The 14,685-nt window shown below is 31.5% G+C and carries 9 protein-coding genes and 1 pseudogene; 9 read left to right on the forward strand and 1 reads right to left on the reverse strand.

Annotated features, from left to right (window positions below):
- Nucleotides 1–2: 2 nt before the first annotated feature.
- The 4 genes from AB671_RS14635 (at nucleotide 3) to AB671_RS14650 (ending at nucleotide 5,566) form a co-directional block, all read left to right on the forward strand.
- Nucleotides 3–2,159 carry a patatin-like phospholipase family protein gene (locus tag AB671_RS14635; RefSeq protein ID WP_066675960.1) on the forward strand — a complete coding sequence of 719 codons (2,157 nt, stop codon included), beginning with the start codon at nucleotides 3–5 and terminating at the stop codon, nucleotides 2,157–2,159.
- A gap of 4 nt (nucleotides 2,160–2,163) precedes the next feature.
- The gene (gene ybeY, locus AB671_RS14640) at nucleotides 2,164–2,571 is read left to right on the forward strand and encodes an rRNA maturation RNase YbeY (protein WP_066675962.1); all 408 of its coding nucleotides are present in this window, start codon (nucleotides 2,164–2,166) and stop codon (nucleotides 2,569–2,571) included.
- 196 nt (nucleotides 2,572–2,767) lie between these two features.
- Nucleotides 2,768–4,630, forward strand: coding sequence for a tRNA uridine-5-carboxymethylaminomethyl(34) synthesis enzyme MnmG (mnmG, locus tag AB671_RS14645; protein ID WP_066675964.1), 1,863 nt, complete (start codon nucleotides 2,768–2,770; stop codon nucleotides 4,628–4,630).
- Between the two features lie 114 nt (nucleotides 4,631–4,744).
- Nucleotides 4,745–5,566, forward strand: a complete 822-nt coding sequence (locus tag AB671_RS14650) for a class I SAM-dependent methyltransferase (protein WP_066675966.1) — start codon at nucleotides 4,745–4,747, stop codon at nucleotides 5,564–5,566.
- 1,080 nt (nucleotides 5,567–6,646) lie between these two features.
- Here the strand turns inward: AB671_RS14650 and AB671_RS14655 are convergent.
- Entirely contained in the window at nucleotides 6,647–7,837 is a 1,191-nt protein-coding gene (locus AB671_RS14655; protein ID WP_066681509.1) for a phosphoglycerate kinase, read from the reverse strand.
- A 616-nt stretch (nucleotides 7,838–8,453) separates the two neighbouring features.
- On the opposite strand from AB671_RS14655, the gene AB671_RS14660 reads away from it, so the two are divergent.
- From AB671_RS14660 to rnr, 5 genes and pseudogenes are all read left to right on the forward strand, one after another.
- Complete coding sequence (locus tag AB671_RS14660) at nucleotides 8,454–10,025, forward strand: DUF4139 domain-containing protein (RefSeq protein WP_066681171.1); 1,572 nt, start codon at nucleotides 8,454–8,456, stop codon at nucleotides 10,023–10,025.
- A 27-nt stretch (nucleotides 10,026–10,052) separates the two neighbouring features.
- Nucleotides 10,053–10,487, forward strand: a complete 435-nt coding sequence (gene rpiB / locus AB671_RS14665; protein ID WP_066681173.1) for a ribose 5-phosphate isomerase B — start codon at nucleotides 10,053–10,055, stop codon at nucleotides 10,485–10,487.
- 244 nt (nucleotides 10,488–10,731) lie between these two features.
- Nucleotides 10,732–11,529, forward strand: coding sequence for a hypothetical protein (locus tag AB671_RS14670; protein WP_066681175.1), 798 nt, complete (start codon nucleotides 10,732–10,734; stop codon nucleotides 11,527–11,529).
- A gap of 132 nt (nucleotides 11,530–11,661) precedes the next feature.
- Nucleotides 11,662–11,919: pseudogene (locus tag AB671_RS22800) on the forward strand (thrombospondin type 3 repeat-containing protein); the annotation flags it as partial.
- A gap of 584 nt (nucleotides 11,920–12,503) precedes the next feature.
- Nucleotides 12,504–14,651 (forward strand): ribonuclease R, encoded by a 2,148-nt coding sequence (gene rnr, locus AB671_RS14680; RefSeq protein ID WP_066681182.1) that lies wholly within the window; start codon nucleotides 12,504–12,506, stop codon nucleotides 14,649–14,651.
- Nucleotides 14,652–14,685: the final 34 nt, after the last annotated feature.

Consider the following 14,685-nt stretch of genomic DNA (forward strand, 5'->3'; position numbering starts at 1 on the left):
CTATGAAAAAGCTCCTTACTTTTCTGTTCATATTTCAACTCCTTTTGATACAGTCTCAGGTAAAGAAAGATTTGGTAATTCCTAAAAATCCTAAAATAGGACTCTCACTTGCGGGAGGTGGAGCAAAAGGTTTTTCTCATGTAGGTGTTCTTAAAGTGTTAGATTCTTTAGGCGTAAAAGTAGATTATATTTCCGGCACAAGTATGGGAGCCATCGTGGGAGGTTTGTATGCTTCCGGATATTCTGGTAAAGAGATTGAAAAAATTGTGATGGATACCGATTTTTATTCCTTAATCAGAGATCCAAAATCGAGAAAAGAAAGTTCATTTTTCAATAAATCTGTCGATAAATATCTTTTTTCTATTCCATTAAAAAACGGAAAAATCACCCTTCCCTCTTCAATCAGCTCTGGACAAAAAAATGTCTATCTCCTGAAAGAATTATTCAAAAACGTTTCCAGCGTTAATGATTTCTCAAAACTTCCTATTCCTTTTATGTGTGTTGCCACCAATCTTGAAAGCGGAAATATGCAGATATTTGAAAGCGGCGACTTGGTACAGTCTATCATGGCAAGCTCGGCATTTCCTTCATTAATGGATCCCGTAAAGATTGGAGACAGCATTTATATTGACGGAGCAATGACAGTCAATTATCCTTCAAAACCTCTAAAAGATAAGGGCATTGATATTGTAATTGGTGTAGATCTAAATCAGGATTTATCTAAAAGAGAAGATTTGAATAATATTATTTCAATTCTAAACCAAGTCATAGATTTTGGCATTCAAAAAGACACCAGAAGACAGTATAAACATACCGATATCAATATTAAACCTAATCTTACCGGAATGACTGCTACAAGCTACGACGATAAGAAAAAAATTCTTGATAGCGGATACGTGGAAGGTTTAAAATACGCTGCAATATTAGACCAGTTACCAAAAAGAGAGTTCGGCCGTCTCAGACAGGCTGTAAATCCTATTTATTCTAATGTTTATAAGATTGACAGCATTTCTATAGATGGTGGTAAAATTTACGGGAAAAACTATGTTCTCGGAAAAATGGGACTTCGTCTCCCATCAATGCAGACGTATGGAAGCATCAATAAAGGTCTAGACAAATTGGTAGCGACCAATAATTACAGTTTTATTAATTACGATATCGTTACAGAAAACAACTTCAACTATCTGAAATTATATGTAACCGAAGATGAAGCAAGACACTTTCTGAAAGTAGGACTTCATTATGATGAAATTTTCAAAACCGGACTTTTATTAAATTATTCAGCTAAGAGGCTTTTATTTAAAAATTCGAATCTATCATTCGATGTGGTTGTGGGGGATAAACCTAGATATTATTTAAATTATTTTATAGACAACGGATATATTCCCGGTTTTGGTATCTATTCTTCAGGAATGAGTTTTGATATAAAAAATAACTTAAATATCAATACCGACAAATGGAACTGGCTTCGCAATGAAGCGTATATACAATCTGTTTGGAAAGATAAATTCGCAATAGGAACAGGAATGAGCCATGACTATTTTGAAGCCGAAATAAACGGTTTAAACAAGCGATACAACCGCTTTTTAAACCCTTACGTCTTTGTGAAAAGTGACACTCAAAATGACCGCGACTTCCCTACCAAAGGCTTTTACCTTTATGCTGAAGGAAAGGTTATAGACTTAATGAAATCTGAAGTTGAAAAAAGACTTATTCAAGTAAAAGCCGATGTAAAAATCAATCTTCCCATTACAAAACAACTAAGCTACCACCTTAATCTTTATGGAGGTATTACCATCGGAGACAATCTCCCAGAATATTATCAATACAGATTAGGAGGAATATTTGAACAAAATATTATGAATTTCAAAAACTTTTCAGGTTTTTATTTCGCACAGCTTAATACCAATAATGTAGTTTTTGTTTCAAATGATCTTCAGTTTAAATTTTATAAAAATCTATTTTTGAGCGGAAATTTTTCTTTCGCCAATCTCTCTGATGACATCAGTTTTGAAGACGCTGTAAAAGTAAATTACAGCTCCGTGGGAGCTACATTAGGTTACAAATCACCATTTGGACAAATAAAACTGAACTTCAGTCACTCACTAAAAAATAACCAAAAAGGCATATTCAGTGTTATATTAGGGCACTGGTTTTAAAAAAATGATACAATTCTTTTACGAAAATTTACCAGAATCGGTAAATACAGAATACACAAAATGGTTGAAAGACATCATTCTTTCAGAAGACAAAAAATTAGGAGAAATCAATTATATCTTCTGTAACGATGAGTATTTATTGAAAGTAAACCAAGATTATCTTCAGCACGATTACTACACAGACATCATCACTTTCGACTATGTGAAAGGCAAAACAATAAGCGGAGAGATTTTTGTATCTTTGCAGCGCATTTTAGACAACGCTTCTACCCTATCCAAAAATTATGAAGAAGAACTTAGAAGAGTCTTAGCTCACGGAATTCTTCATCTTTCAGGATACAAAGATAAAACCGAGGAAGAAGAACAGTTAATGCGAAGCAAAGAAGATTATTATTTAGCAAAATACAAATAAGCTTTTTTAGGAGCTTTTTCCCGCTCTCCGCACTCGCTATTTTCTTTAAAAAAAAGAAAATGAGCTCAAACAAATGCTACGATCGGGGCTAAATAAAACACTTTACAAGCAGTTTTCACTTGTAAATTCGAAAAATGTTTCACGTGAAACATTTTATAAAAAGATTAAAATTTAAGGCTTAAAACAAGCAATAAAAATGATTTCAGAAATATACGATGTAATTGTAGTAGGTGCAGGTCACGCAGGTTGCGAAGCTGCTGCTGCTGCTGCCAATTTAGGGTCAAAAACTTTATTGGTTACAATGAATATGCAAACCATTGGGCAAATGAGTTGCAACCCAGCCATGGGTGGAATTGCCAAAGGACAAATCGTAAGAGAAATCGATGCGATGGGAGGTTATTCAGGAATTATTGCAGACAAATCTGCAATCCAGTTTAAGATGCTCAACCTTTCAAAAGGTCCTGCAATGTGGTCTCCAAGAACACAAAATGACAGAATGCTTTTCGCAGAAGAATGGCGTTTTGCCTTAGAGAATACCCCGAATCTTGATTTCTTTCAAGACATGGTAAAAAGCTTAATTATAGAAAATAATAAAGCTGTAGGTGTTATAACTTCTTTAGGTATAAAAATAAGATCCAAATCAGTTGTATTAACAAACGGTACTTTCTTGAATGGCTTAATTCATGTTGGAGATAAACAATTAGGAGGCGGAAGAATGGGTGAGCCAAGAGCTTTTGGAATCACCGAACAATTGGTTTCTTTAGGTTTTGAAGCTGGAAGAATGAAGACCGGTACTCCACCCAGAGTAGATGGAAGAAGCCTCGATTATTCTAAAATGGAAGAACAAAGAGGTGATCAAAATCCTCAAAAGTTCAGTTACTTAGATAGTCCTAAATTAACCAAACAATTAAGTTGTCATATTGTTTATACCAATGAAGCAGTACATGATATTTTACGTGAAGGTTTTGATAGAAGTCCAATGTTTAATGGTACAATTCAAAGTTTAGGCCCAAGATATTGCCCAAGTATTGAAGATAAAATCAATCGTTTTGCAGAAAGAAACAGACATCAACTATTTGTAGAACCTGAAGGTTGGAAGACTGTAGAAATCTATGTTAATGGTTTTAGTTCTTCTCTTCCAGAAGATGTACAAATTAAAGCAATGAAGCACATCCCAGGATTTGAAAATGTAAAAGTATTCAGACCAGGCTATGCTATTGAGTATGATTACTTCCCCCCTACTCAGTTAAAGCATACTTTAGAAACAAAATTAGTAGATAATTTATATTTTGCTGGGCAAATCAACGGTACAACTGGTTATGAAGAAGCTGCCGGACAAGGATTAATGGCAGGTATTAATGCACATAATAAAGTTCATGAAAAAGATGAATTTATTCTAAACAGAGATGAAGCTTATATAGGTGTTCTTATTGATGATCTTATTACAAAAGGAACAGAGGAACCTTATAGAATGTTTACCTCAAGAGCTGAATACCGACTTCTTTTAAGACAAGATAATGCAGATATCCGACTTACTGAAAAAGCATATCATTTAGGTTTAGCAAAAGAAGAAAGGCTAAAAAGAGTTGAAGAGAAAATCGCTAAAAGTCAGGAACTTGAAACGTTTTTACGAGAAACTTCTTTAAAGCCAGGAATTATCAATCCTGTTCTTGAAAGCATGGAAAGTAATCCTGTAGATCAAGCCTACAGAGCTGCACAATTTCTTACAAGACCTAATATTACCCTTGAAAAACTGGAAGAAATTGATTTTATAAAAGAAGTTTCTTCAAAATACAATGATGAAGTAAGAGAACAAGCGGAAGTAAACATCAAGTATAAAGGTTATATCGAAAAGGAAAAAGAAAATGTTGCAAAGCTTAATCGTTTAGAAAATGTAAAAATTCCTGAAGATTTTGATTATTTAAAAATATCTAGTCTTTCTGCAGAAGCTAAACAAAAGATGAACAAAGTAAGACCTAAAACAGTAGCTCAAGCAGGTAGAATAAGCGGTGTTTCACCAGCCGATATAAACGTTTTACTAATCTATTTAGGGCGTTAAACATAAAATGTTTCACGTGAAACATTTGTAAAATAAAAACAAAAATTAAGGTGTTTATGAGCTTATTTTATTAACTCTGAATATCTTAATTTTTAATTTAAAAGAACATACTCAATGAAAATAAAAGATTATTTTCTTTCTCAGGAAATATTTGAAATAAAAGAAACAGAAACAAAAGGAGTTTTTAAGACCTCTCCTATTCCATCGAATATTTCTAAATACTATGAAAGTGAAGATTACATTTCTCATCATCAGGATTCTGGAAGTTTGAAAGAAAAACTTTATAAATTTTTACAGTCTTTTAATTTACAGTATAAAAAAACAATCCTTTTAGACCGAATTAAAAAAGGTTCAAGAGTATTAGATTATGGTTGTGGTGCAGGACAGTTTGTAAAATTCATAGAAAATGATTTTGAAACTTTTGGGTTTGAGCCCAATTCAGATGCTTTAAAAGCAGTTCATAATAAAATTACAAAAGCAACAATTTTAGATTCTATAAATTCCATTGAAGACCAAAGTTTAGATGCTATAACACTTTGGCATGTTTTCGAGCACGTGGAAAATCAAGATGAGATGCTAGAAATTTTTAATAAAAAATTAAAAGATAAAGGTTTACTCATTATTGCTGTTCCCAACCCAACTTCTTACGATGCAAAACATTATAAAGAATTTTGGGCAGCCTACGACGTACCGAGACATATTTATCATTTTTCTAAAAATGGAATGGAAAATTTAATTTCTAAAAAACCAAATTGGAAATTGAGAAAAATAAAACCTTTGGTATTAGATTCCTACTACATCTCAATGTTGAGCGAAAAATACAAAAAATCACCATTTTTTTGGCTAAAAGCAGTAATTCACGGAACTATTTCTAACATAAAGGCTCTTTTTTCAAACGAATTTTCAAGTTTGATATACATTATCGAAAAAAGATAGAAAATCGATTTTTAACCTATTTATAAAGGTTGATTTTTGATAATTTTCACTAAAAAAATAAAAACTCGAGATACAATCTCGAGTTTTTTATTTTTATTCAACCACTCCCCTACTCTATTTATTCATCATTGATTTTTCTAAAAATTAGAATTTTAAAAATTAAATATTCTATTTTTAAAAATATTAGCAATGCGTTAATAAATTAAATCATTAATCAAGATTAAAAATAAATTCCAGCTAGAACTAACTGGTTGAGAATCTCACAGAATTTTTTAATTTATGATAAGCACAGTACAGAAGAGTGAAAACAGCAGAGCATGAAAAAAAAATACTAAGAATTATATATTTTATTTTTTGGGATTAATTTTAGAAATAATTATAAAACTAAAGATTCAAACTAAGGCTCTGAGAATCTCATAAAATTTTTAAAATAAACACAAGTACAGTACAGGAGATTTAAAATAGGACTAAATGAAACCAAAAAAATCAAGAATTGTAAATTTTACTTTACTGAATCAAGTTTGATAATTTAGAAATAATTACAAACTCAAATTAAGCCGCTGAGAATCTCATATAATTTTTTAAGCCAACACAAGTACAGTACAGGAGATTCAAAATGGCATTAACTGAAAAAAGAAGATATCAAGAATTATATATTTTTCTTCTTGGGATTACAATAATGGAGATTTGAAAATATAGAAATAATTGCGAGTTCAAATAAAGCCCTTGAGAATCTCATAGAATTTTTTAAACTAAGATAAGTACAGTATAAGAGATTCAAAACAACACTAAATGAAAAAGAAAATACTAAGAATTAAATACATTATATTTTTTCTATTAGGTTATGAAGATTTGAAAATCTAGAAATACTTACGAGTTCAATTAAAGCCTCTGAGAATCTTATATAATTTATTTGATTGGTGCTAATACAGTATAGCAGCAGGAGAAAGCAGTAAAATTTTCTAAAATACAGTTTGTAACTTGGGCAGGAATGCAAATAATATTTATCCTCGTAAGAAATTATATTAAAATTGAAAGTCGGTTGTAATATATAGCCGACTTTCAATTATTTTTATAAATTTAGTTGTTTATCGCAGCAACACCTGGAAGTTCCAGACCTTCTAAACTTTCTAGCATAGCACCGCCTCCAGTAGAAACATAGCTCACCTTATCAGCGTAACCAAACTGCTTTACAAAAGCAACACTATCCCCTCCTCCTACAAGAGAAAAAGCGCCTAATTTAGTAGCTTCAGCTATACTTTCACCAAGAGCAACCGTTCCTGCAGCAAAGTTTGACATTTCAAAAACTCCGATAGGCCCGTTCCATAAAATAGTTCTAGAATTTAAAAGCACATCATTAAACTGATCTCTTGATTTTACACCTGCATCAAGTCCCATCCATCCTTCAGGAATTTCGTAGATATCAACTTCTCTCCTATCAGCATCATTACTAAAGCTTTCAGCAATAATTGTATCTGAAGGAAGATAAACTCTTACATTGTGTTCTTTAGCTTTTCCTAAAATTTCTAGAGCCAAAGGTAATTTATCTTCTTCAACTAGTGAATTCCCAATTTTACCTCCCAAAGCTTTAATAAATGTGAAAGCCATACCTCCACCAATGATTAAATTGTCAACTGCAGGCAGGATATTTTCAATAATTGTAATCTTAGTTGAAACTTTAGAGCCTCCAAGTATAGCAGTAATCGGTTTTTCACCACTTTTCAAAACTTTATCAATTGCTTTTAGTTCATTAGCCATCAATGAACCGAAGAATTTAGTTGAATTAAAGAACTTAGCAATCACAGCTGTAGATGCATGAGCCCTGTGTGCAGTACCAAAAGCATCGTTTACATAAGCATCTCCCAACTTAGAAAGTTGCTCGGCAAAGCCTTCGTCACCTTTTTCTTCCTCATTATGAAAACGTAAGTTCTCTAATAATAAAATTTCACCAGGTTGAAGTTCAGCAGCAGCTTTTTCAGCTTTCCCACCTATCGACTCTTCTACAAACTTTACTTCTTGCCCTAAAACAGCAGAAACCTCGTCTAAAATATTTTTAAGAGAAAATTCATTTTTTACTTCTCCTTTGGGTCTCCCAAGGTGCGTCATCAAAATTACAGAACCTCCATCTTTTAGAATTTTTTCAACAGTTGGTTTCACCGCAACAATTCTTGTATTGTCTGTAACTTTCAGTTGATCATCTTGTGGAACATTGAAATCAACTCTTACCAGAGCTTTCTTATCTTTAAAATTGAAATCGTTGATTGTTTTCATACTTAAAATTATATTTTTTGCCATGAGAAATTGTCTATCTGAGTAGAAATTTTAAATTTTCATTCGTCAGAACAATTTCACGAATTATTTTGAATTTTAGTTTTACAAATGTATGATTTTAAAGTCTCGCAAAAAATCGAATCTTTTAAAAGTTTTCAAAAATTTCCCCACAGAGCTTCATCCACCATTCACCACTATCATCTTTTTTTTTTAAAAGAAAGAATGAATACTGTTGTTGAGTATTGTGAGTTTCGGGGATAACTTTAATGATAAAACTTGATAACATCTAATTTAGAAGTAATTCAGAAGTAATTCACATTTTAAAATGCTGAAAATCTGATTTTTCACATACTTACTAACAATTATGGATAACTTTTCCACTATTCCGATCCTGAATAACTGAATTATGGAAAAGCTAAGGATTACCCTGAAAAAAGATTTTAAAAATTTTGAAAGAAATATTTGGAAGGAACTTTCATTAGTGATTTTCTGTTAAAAAAAAAAACTTATTTTTAACAAAGTTTTCAACAGTTATTAACAATCATATTAACAAATTGTTAGTTAGTTTCTAACAATTGTTGAAAATCAAAAAAAACTAAAAATAAAAAATTTAAAAATGCTGAAAATCAATTTATTGTCTTTTGTATTAATTGTTTTTAACTGTTTTGGACAGGAAAACTATACTACAACCTCCTCTAAAATTAAAGAAGTAAAAATCTACTCAAGTGGTGGAATCATTAAACATTCTTTCTCTGCAGATGTAGCTCAAGGAAAGAATTTCATCATCATCAAAGAATTCGGTAGAAACAATGGTATAGATATTTCGTCTTTTAGACCAGATAAAAAGATTAACCTTTTACGTTACGAAACATATAATAGCAACTACGCAGAAAAACTTGGTAAAAATAAAAACATTGTTGCTATAAATGACAGTATTGAGTTTTATAAAAATGCTAACAAAAAAATTGAACAAGAGCTGGCTCTGACTAAAAATTCTATAGGAATTGTTCAGAAAAACCAAACATTGGGAAGCCCTTCTTCTGGAGAAATTTTAAAAATGATTGATTTTAATCAAACCACTCTTAAAAATTTATACAAAGAGGAAACCGATTTTCAAGGGAAAATTGCAAAAAATCAATCAAGAATCTCAATTTTAGAGAATAAAAGATACGTATCGTCCAAAGATGACGAAATCTCAAATAATAATATTATTGTTCTTCAAATTACAAGTGATAAAAGACAAAAGGTTAATTTTGAAGTGAATCAGCAAATTCAAAATGCTAATTGGAGACCCTACTATGTGATAAAATCTAACGGAATAAAATCACCACTTAAGATTTCTTACAAAGCAAAAATTCAACAAAATACAGGTTTGGAATTTAAAAATGTTCCTATAAAACTAATCAACGGAAGTTTTAGTTTAGAAGATAAACCTTATGAACTAGATCGTTGGTTCCTGAGAACAGAGCGAGATTATTATATTTCCAATCAAGCATTTCAAAGACCGAAGAGTAATGAAAAAACTTCAAGCGTAGCTGAATACGCAGTACTGGGAGACTCTAAATCAAGAATTTCTCAAAGAACGATGAAAACAGAAATTTCTTTAGATAAAAATGTAATGCTTCCCTCAGATGTTGAAGTAACAGAAGATTTGAATGAGTTTGAGGTAACAACTAATTATAAATATTTTACAACACCTAAACTAGAAAACAAAACTTTCCTTCTGGCTTCTATAAAAGACTATTCACAATATAATTTTCTGCCTGGAAATGCAGATATTTTCATGGAAGATGTACAAATTGGTACGGTGAATATTGATACTAATCAATTGACGAGTGAAATGCTGATTAGTCTAGGAGAAGATTCTAATATTCTTACCAAAAGAGAATTGGTGAAAAAAGAAACTAAAAGTTTAGGTGAAAAAGAAAAACTTGAAAATTATCTCTACGAAATCACTATTAAAAATAATAAAGATACCTCTGTGAAACTTGAAATGAAAGATCAGATTCCACTTTCAATGGCTGAAAATATAAAAATTGAAGCTATTAATCCAGATAATGCAGACTATGATAAAAACTCAGGTTTCTTGATTTGGAATTTTGAGATAAAACCTAATGAAACTAAGAAGATTAAATTTGGATTTAACGTAACTTTGCCAAAAGATTTAATGACTGCAGATATAAAATAAAAGTAAAAATAAATTTAAAAGAAAAAAATGAAAAGAAAAATTGCTATTGCAGCGGATCATGCAGGTTTTGAGTATAAAGAATATTTGAAACAGCAGTTACAAGACGAATTTGAAATTCAGGATTTTGGAACTCATTCTCTAGAAAGTGTAGACTATCCTGATTTTGTACATCCTGCAGCTTCTTCTGTTGAAAATGGAGAAAATGAACTAGGAATTTTAGTTTGTGGAAGTGGACAAGGCGTACAGCTTTCTGCTAATAAACACCAAGGAATTCGTTGCGCACTTTCTTGGATGCCGGAAATTTCGGCTTTATCTAAGCAACACAATAATGCCAATATGGTTGCATTACCTGCAAGATTTGTAGCTAAAGAATATGCTTTGGAAATTGTTAAAACTTTTTTGAATACAGAATTTGAAGGAGGAAGACACCAAAATAGAGTAGACAAAATCGCATTCTGCTAAATTGATAAAGGCTTGTAAATCAAATTACAAGCCTTATTTATTTTTTATTTTATATATTTGTACTGTCCAACAAGATTTACCAAGCTGTTGATTCCTCCTAAATTTTAGATTCTTTTACAAAAGTTATCGGAAAATTTTTCTTCCTTCTTCTCCATTTTTGTTTTAAATTTAACTGAAACTTCCATTTTAGATTTTTCAAGTGGAAACTAATGTCTTTTTTGGATTAACGAATTTTAGATTTTTGATGAAATTTTTATTTTCATTTTTATTGTTGTTGAACTTTCTATGTTTTCAAGCACAGGAAAAAGATTCTGTAAACAATGAAGAAATTGAAGATGTTGTAATTTTAGGTCGTCCAAAAGTAGATTGTCAAAAAATCTATGATAATGAAAAAGTACTCTATGAAAAGCAGTCCGAGGAGCTTAAAAAACTTAATTTTGAAAGACTATTTGATGAGCTCTTAAAATTGAAAGAATTTCGGAAAATAAAGTCTGATGAAAGAAAAATAGTTATTCTTAATCCTGATTACATTACAATAATATCTTCTTGCGGAAATGATGATTTTTTTAAATGCAAACATTATGAAAAATATATTAAAAAAGATGTTTTCGAAAAGGTATGGAATAAAAATAGTTATTTAAAAATTGTAAATTTCTTTGATAATAAAATAATTATTCCTTTGATTGAGATACCATTTTGGTCTTTTGAACAAAATATGAAGGATGAAAATAATTATCTTAAAACACGAAATATTGAACCTTCTTACAAAGGGGTTTACAGAGATCTAAATAATAAAAACAAAGAATTTTATTATTCTTCCCATCAAAAATTGACCGAAAAATTAGAAATTCATCTCGAAAAAAATAAAATAATCGCTGAAAATTTTCTTCAATTGGATATGAAAATATTTCCGGTTGCGAATGAAAGCAGTAATGTTTACACGGTTATAGTTATTTTTAAAAATGAAGGACAAGAAATGAGTAGAACTGATAATCAATATCAATTTAAAGATGGAAAGTGGAAGCTTTTAAAGAATAAATAAAGCATAGTTATGAAATTATATTATACCTTCTTTTTTATTTTTGTTTTTCTGTGTTGTAGTTCGCAGGAAATCATCGACAAAGAATCTTTCAAGAAATGCAAAAAGGAGTTCAGTAAAAAAATATGCCTTTCTGATGAAGATGGAGATGGCGTTTTATTTTATTTAGACCATTGTCCGAAAGACGCTGGGGCTGCAGAAAATAATGGTTGTCCTTGGCCAGATATTGATGGCGATGGAGTAATCGATAAAGATGATATATGTCCTTCAGTTGCAGGACCTCAGGAAAATAGGGGTTGCCCGTGGTCGGATATAGATGGGGATGGCATTTTAGATAAAGATGATGCTTGCCCTACTGTTCCAGGAGTACCAGAAGAAGATGGCTGTCCCAAGAAAAATATTTATCAATCTCATAGGTATTCTCAAGAAGAATTAGACGAAGTAAAGAATAAATTTTTAGACAAAACAAAAAATATTAATTACGGAAAACTGGCAGATCTTATCTTTAGTAAAATTGATTTAAAAGGATATAAATCAAAAATGATAACCTTAGAAATTGCGAGTTTTTCACAAATGGGAGGTTGTGGACAAGATAGAACAGATTATTCACCAACAAATCTAAGAGTAAATTTGGCTTCAGAATTGTTTTGGAATGAAAATAACTTCAAAAAATTTGTAAATAAATTTCCATCAAAGATTGTTTTTCCATACAGTGAAAATGAAGATGTAAATAAAAAATTACAAGCTTTTAAAAAGATTTATTCTAAAAAAAGTAACGGAATGACCTTTTACAACGCAAAAAATAACTTTAAAGAATTAAATAGTAAAGAAAATAGTCCATACAGAAACTTTCATATTTACATTTTCTTTGAAGAAAATGATGAAATTTTCATCAAAATAAATGAATATTCACATTTAGAACGAAATTATTTCCGATTACAAGCTAAAGGAAATACCTTTATACAATTAAATTAAAAATGGCAAAAAAGAAAAAATATATAAGTCAGAAAAACGATCATAAATTAATGGAAATCGGAAGATTGATCATGAGATTTATGAATCAAAACCAAACCAAATTATACAATTACAAACAAATCTCAGACGGGATAGACCACAAAAACCCCAGACAAAGGGAAATGGTTATTCAGGCTTTGCACAAGCTTTTATCAAGCCAGAGAATCAAAGAAACCGAAAAAGGAAAATTCAGTATTAACTTAAAAATTGAAGGAACTTTAACGGGAACAATCGATTTTAACCAATCTGGAAATGCTTACGTTACCGTAGAAAATCTGAAAGAGGATATTTTCATCCACTCGAAAAACGTAAAAGATGCATTACAGGGCGACAAAGTTCTTATCGTTACCTATAATTTTAAAGGTAAAAAACTGGAAGGTTCTGTTTTGGAAGTTTTAGAAAGAAAAAGATCAGAATTTGTAGGAACTTTTCAATTGGTTGCCCATAAAGAATTTGGTTTTGTAGTTTGTGATAAAAAAACAATAAACACTGATATTTTTATTCCGAAAGGGAAAATAAATGGTGCTGAAGATGGCAATAAAGTCGTTGTAAAAATGACTGAATGGAAACCTGGCGACAAAAATCCTGAAGGAGAAATTTTACAGGTTTTAGGAAATCCGGGTGATCATGAAACGGAGATTCACTCTATTCTTGCAGAATACGGTTTACCTTACGAATTCCCTGAAGAAGTGGAAAGAGATGCCGATAAAATCGACCGTAGAATTACCGATGAAGAAGCTGCAAAGCGTTGGGATATGCGTGATGTTTTGACCTTTACGATTGACCCGAAAGATGCCAAGGATTTTGATGATGCTTTATCGATGCGCAAACTGGAAAACGGAAACTGGGAAGTTGGTGTTCACATTGCAGACGTTTCTCATTACGTGGTTCCCGGAACAATTCTGGATGATGAAGCCTATGAAAGAGCCACATCGGTTTATTTGGTAGACCGTGTGGTACCGATGCTTCCGGAAGTTTTGAGTAACGATGTTTGCTCGCTTCGTCCAAATGAAGATAAATATACTTTCTCAGCTGTTTTTGAATTGAATGATAAAGCAGAAATTCAGAAAGAATGGTTTGGAAGAACGGTTATTCATTCCGACAGAAGATTTTCTTATGAAGAAGCTCAGGAAAGAATTGAGACCAAAGAGGGCGATTTGCAGGAAGAGATTAATATTCTCGACGATTTAGCAAAAATTATGCGTGCAGCACGTATTAAAAACGGTGCAATCACCTTTGACAGAAGCGAGGTTCGATTTAATTTAGATGAAAACAATCAGCCGATTGGAGTTTACTTTAAAATCAGTAAAGATTCAAATCATTTGATCGAAGAATTTATGTTGCTTGCCAACAAGAAAGTTTCAGAATTTGTTTCGCTTAAAAAAGGAAGTCCAAATGGAAATACCTTTATTTACAGAATTCACGATGATCCGGATCCTGCGAAATTGGAAGCTTTAAGAGATTTTGTTTCTACTTTTGGATATAAAATAGACTTGGCAAATACCAAAAAAGTTGCTGAATCTTTAAACACTTTGTTGAAAGATGTAAAAGGAAAAGGCGAAGAAAATATGATTGAAACTTTGGCAATGCGAAGCATGAGCAAAGCAGTTTATTCTACCGAGCCAATTGGTCACTACGGTTTAGGATTTGATTATTACTCGCACTTCACCTCTCCTATTCGTCGTTATCCCGATTTGCTTGCCCACAGATTGTTGCAGCATTATTTGGATGGAGGAAAATCTCCAGACAGACATGAGCTGGAAGAAAAAGCAAAACATTGCAGTGCAATGGAACGTTTGGCAGCCGATGCAGAAAGAGATTCTATCAAATTTATGCAGGTAAAATTCATGGAGAAACATTTGGGAGAAACTTTTACGGGAGTTATTTCGGGGGTAGCAGAATTTGGTTTCTGGGTTCAAATTCCTGAAAATGGTGCAGAAGGTTTAATTAAATTACGAGATTTAATGGATGATTCTTACACTTACGACAAAGCAACTCATGCCGTTTATGGTTCCCGAACAGGAAACAGATACCAATTGGGAGATCAGCTTCAGATTAAGGTTGTAAAAGCCAACTTAATCCAGAAACAGCTCGATTTTAAGATTGTATAATATATTTTAAAGATAATTACAGAAGACTGTCCGA

Origin of the sequence: Chryseobacterium sp. BGARF1, assembly GCF_001677955.1 — a bacterium.
Classification (GTDB): Bacteria; Bacteroidota; Bacteroidia; order Flavobacteriales; family Weeksellaceae; genus Chryseobacterium.

What these genes read in the sequence shown, in the direction of transcription:
- AB671_RS14635 (WP_066675960.1), top strand. Translation starts at nt 3, where the DNA reads ATGAAAAAGCTCCTTACTTTTCTGTTCATATTTCAACTCCTTTTGATA.
- ybeY (WP_066675962.1), top strand. Translation starts at nt 2,164, where the DNA reads ATGATACAATTCTTTTACGAAAATTTACCAGAATCGGTAAATACAGAA.
- mnmG (WP_066675964.1), top strand. Translation starts at nt 2,768, where the DNA reads ATGATTTCAGAAATATACGATGTAATTGTAGTAGGTGCAGGTCACGCA.
- AB671_RS14650 (WP_066675966.1), top strand. Translation starts at nt 4,745, where the DNA reads ATGAAAATAAAAGATTATTTTCTTTCTCAGGAAATATTTGAAATAAAA.
- AB671_RS14655 (WP_066681509.1), bottom strand. Translation starts at nt 7,837, where the DNA reads ATGAAAACAATCAACGATTTCAATTTTAAAGATAAGAAAGCTCTGGTA.
- AB671_RS14660 (WP_066681171.1), top strand. Translation starts at nt 8,454, where the DNA reads ATGCTGAAAATCAATTTATTGTCTTTTGTATTAATTGTTTTTAACTGT.
- rpiB (WP_066681173.1), top strand. Translation starts at nt 10,053, where the DNA reads ATGAAAAGAAAAATTGCTATTGCAGCGGATCATGCAGGTTTTGAGTAT.
- AB671_RS14670 (WP_066681175.1), top strand. Translation starts at nt 10,732, where the DNA reads ATGAAATTTTTATTTTCATTTTTATTGTTGTTGAACTTTCTATGTTTT.
- rnr (WP_066681182.1), top strand. Translation starts at nt 12,504, where the DNA reads ATGGCAAAAAAGAAAAAATATATAAGTCAGAAAAACGATCATAAATTA.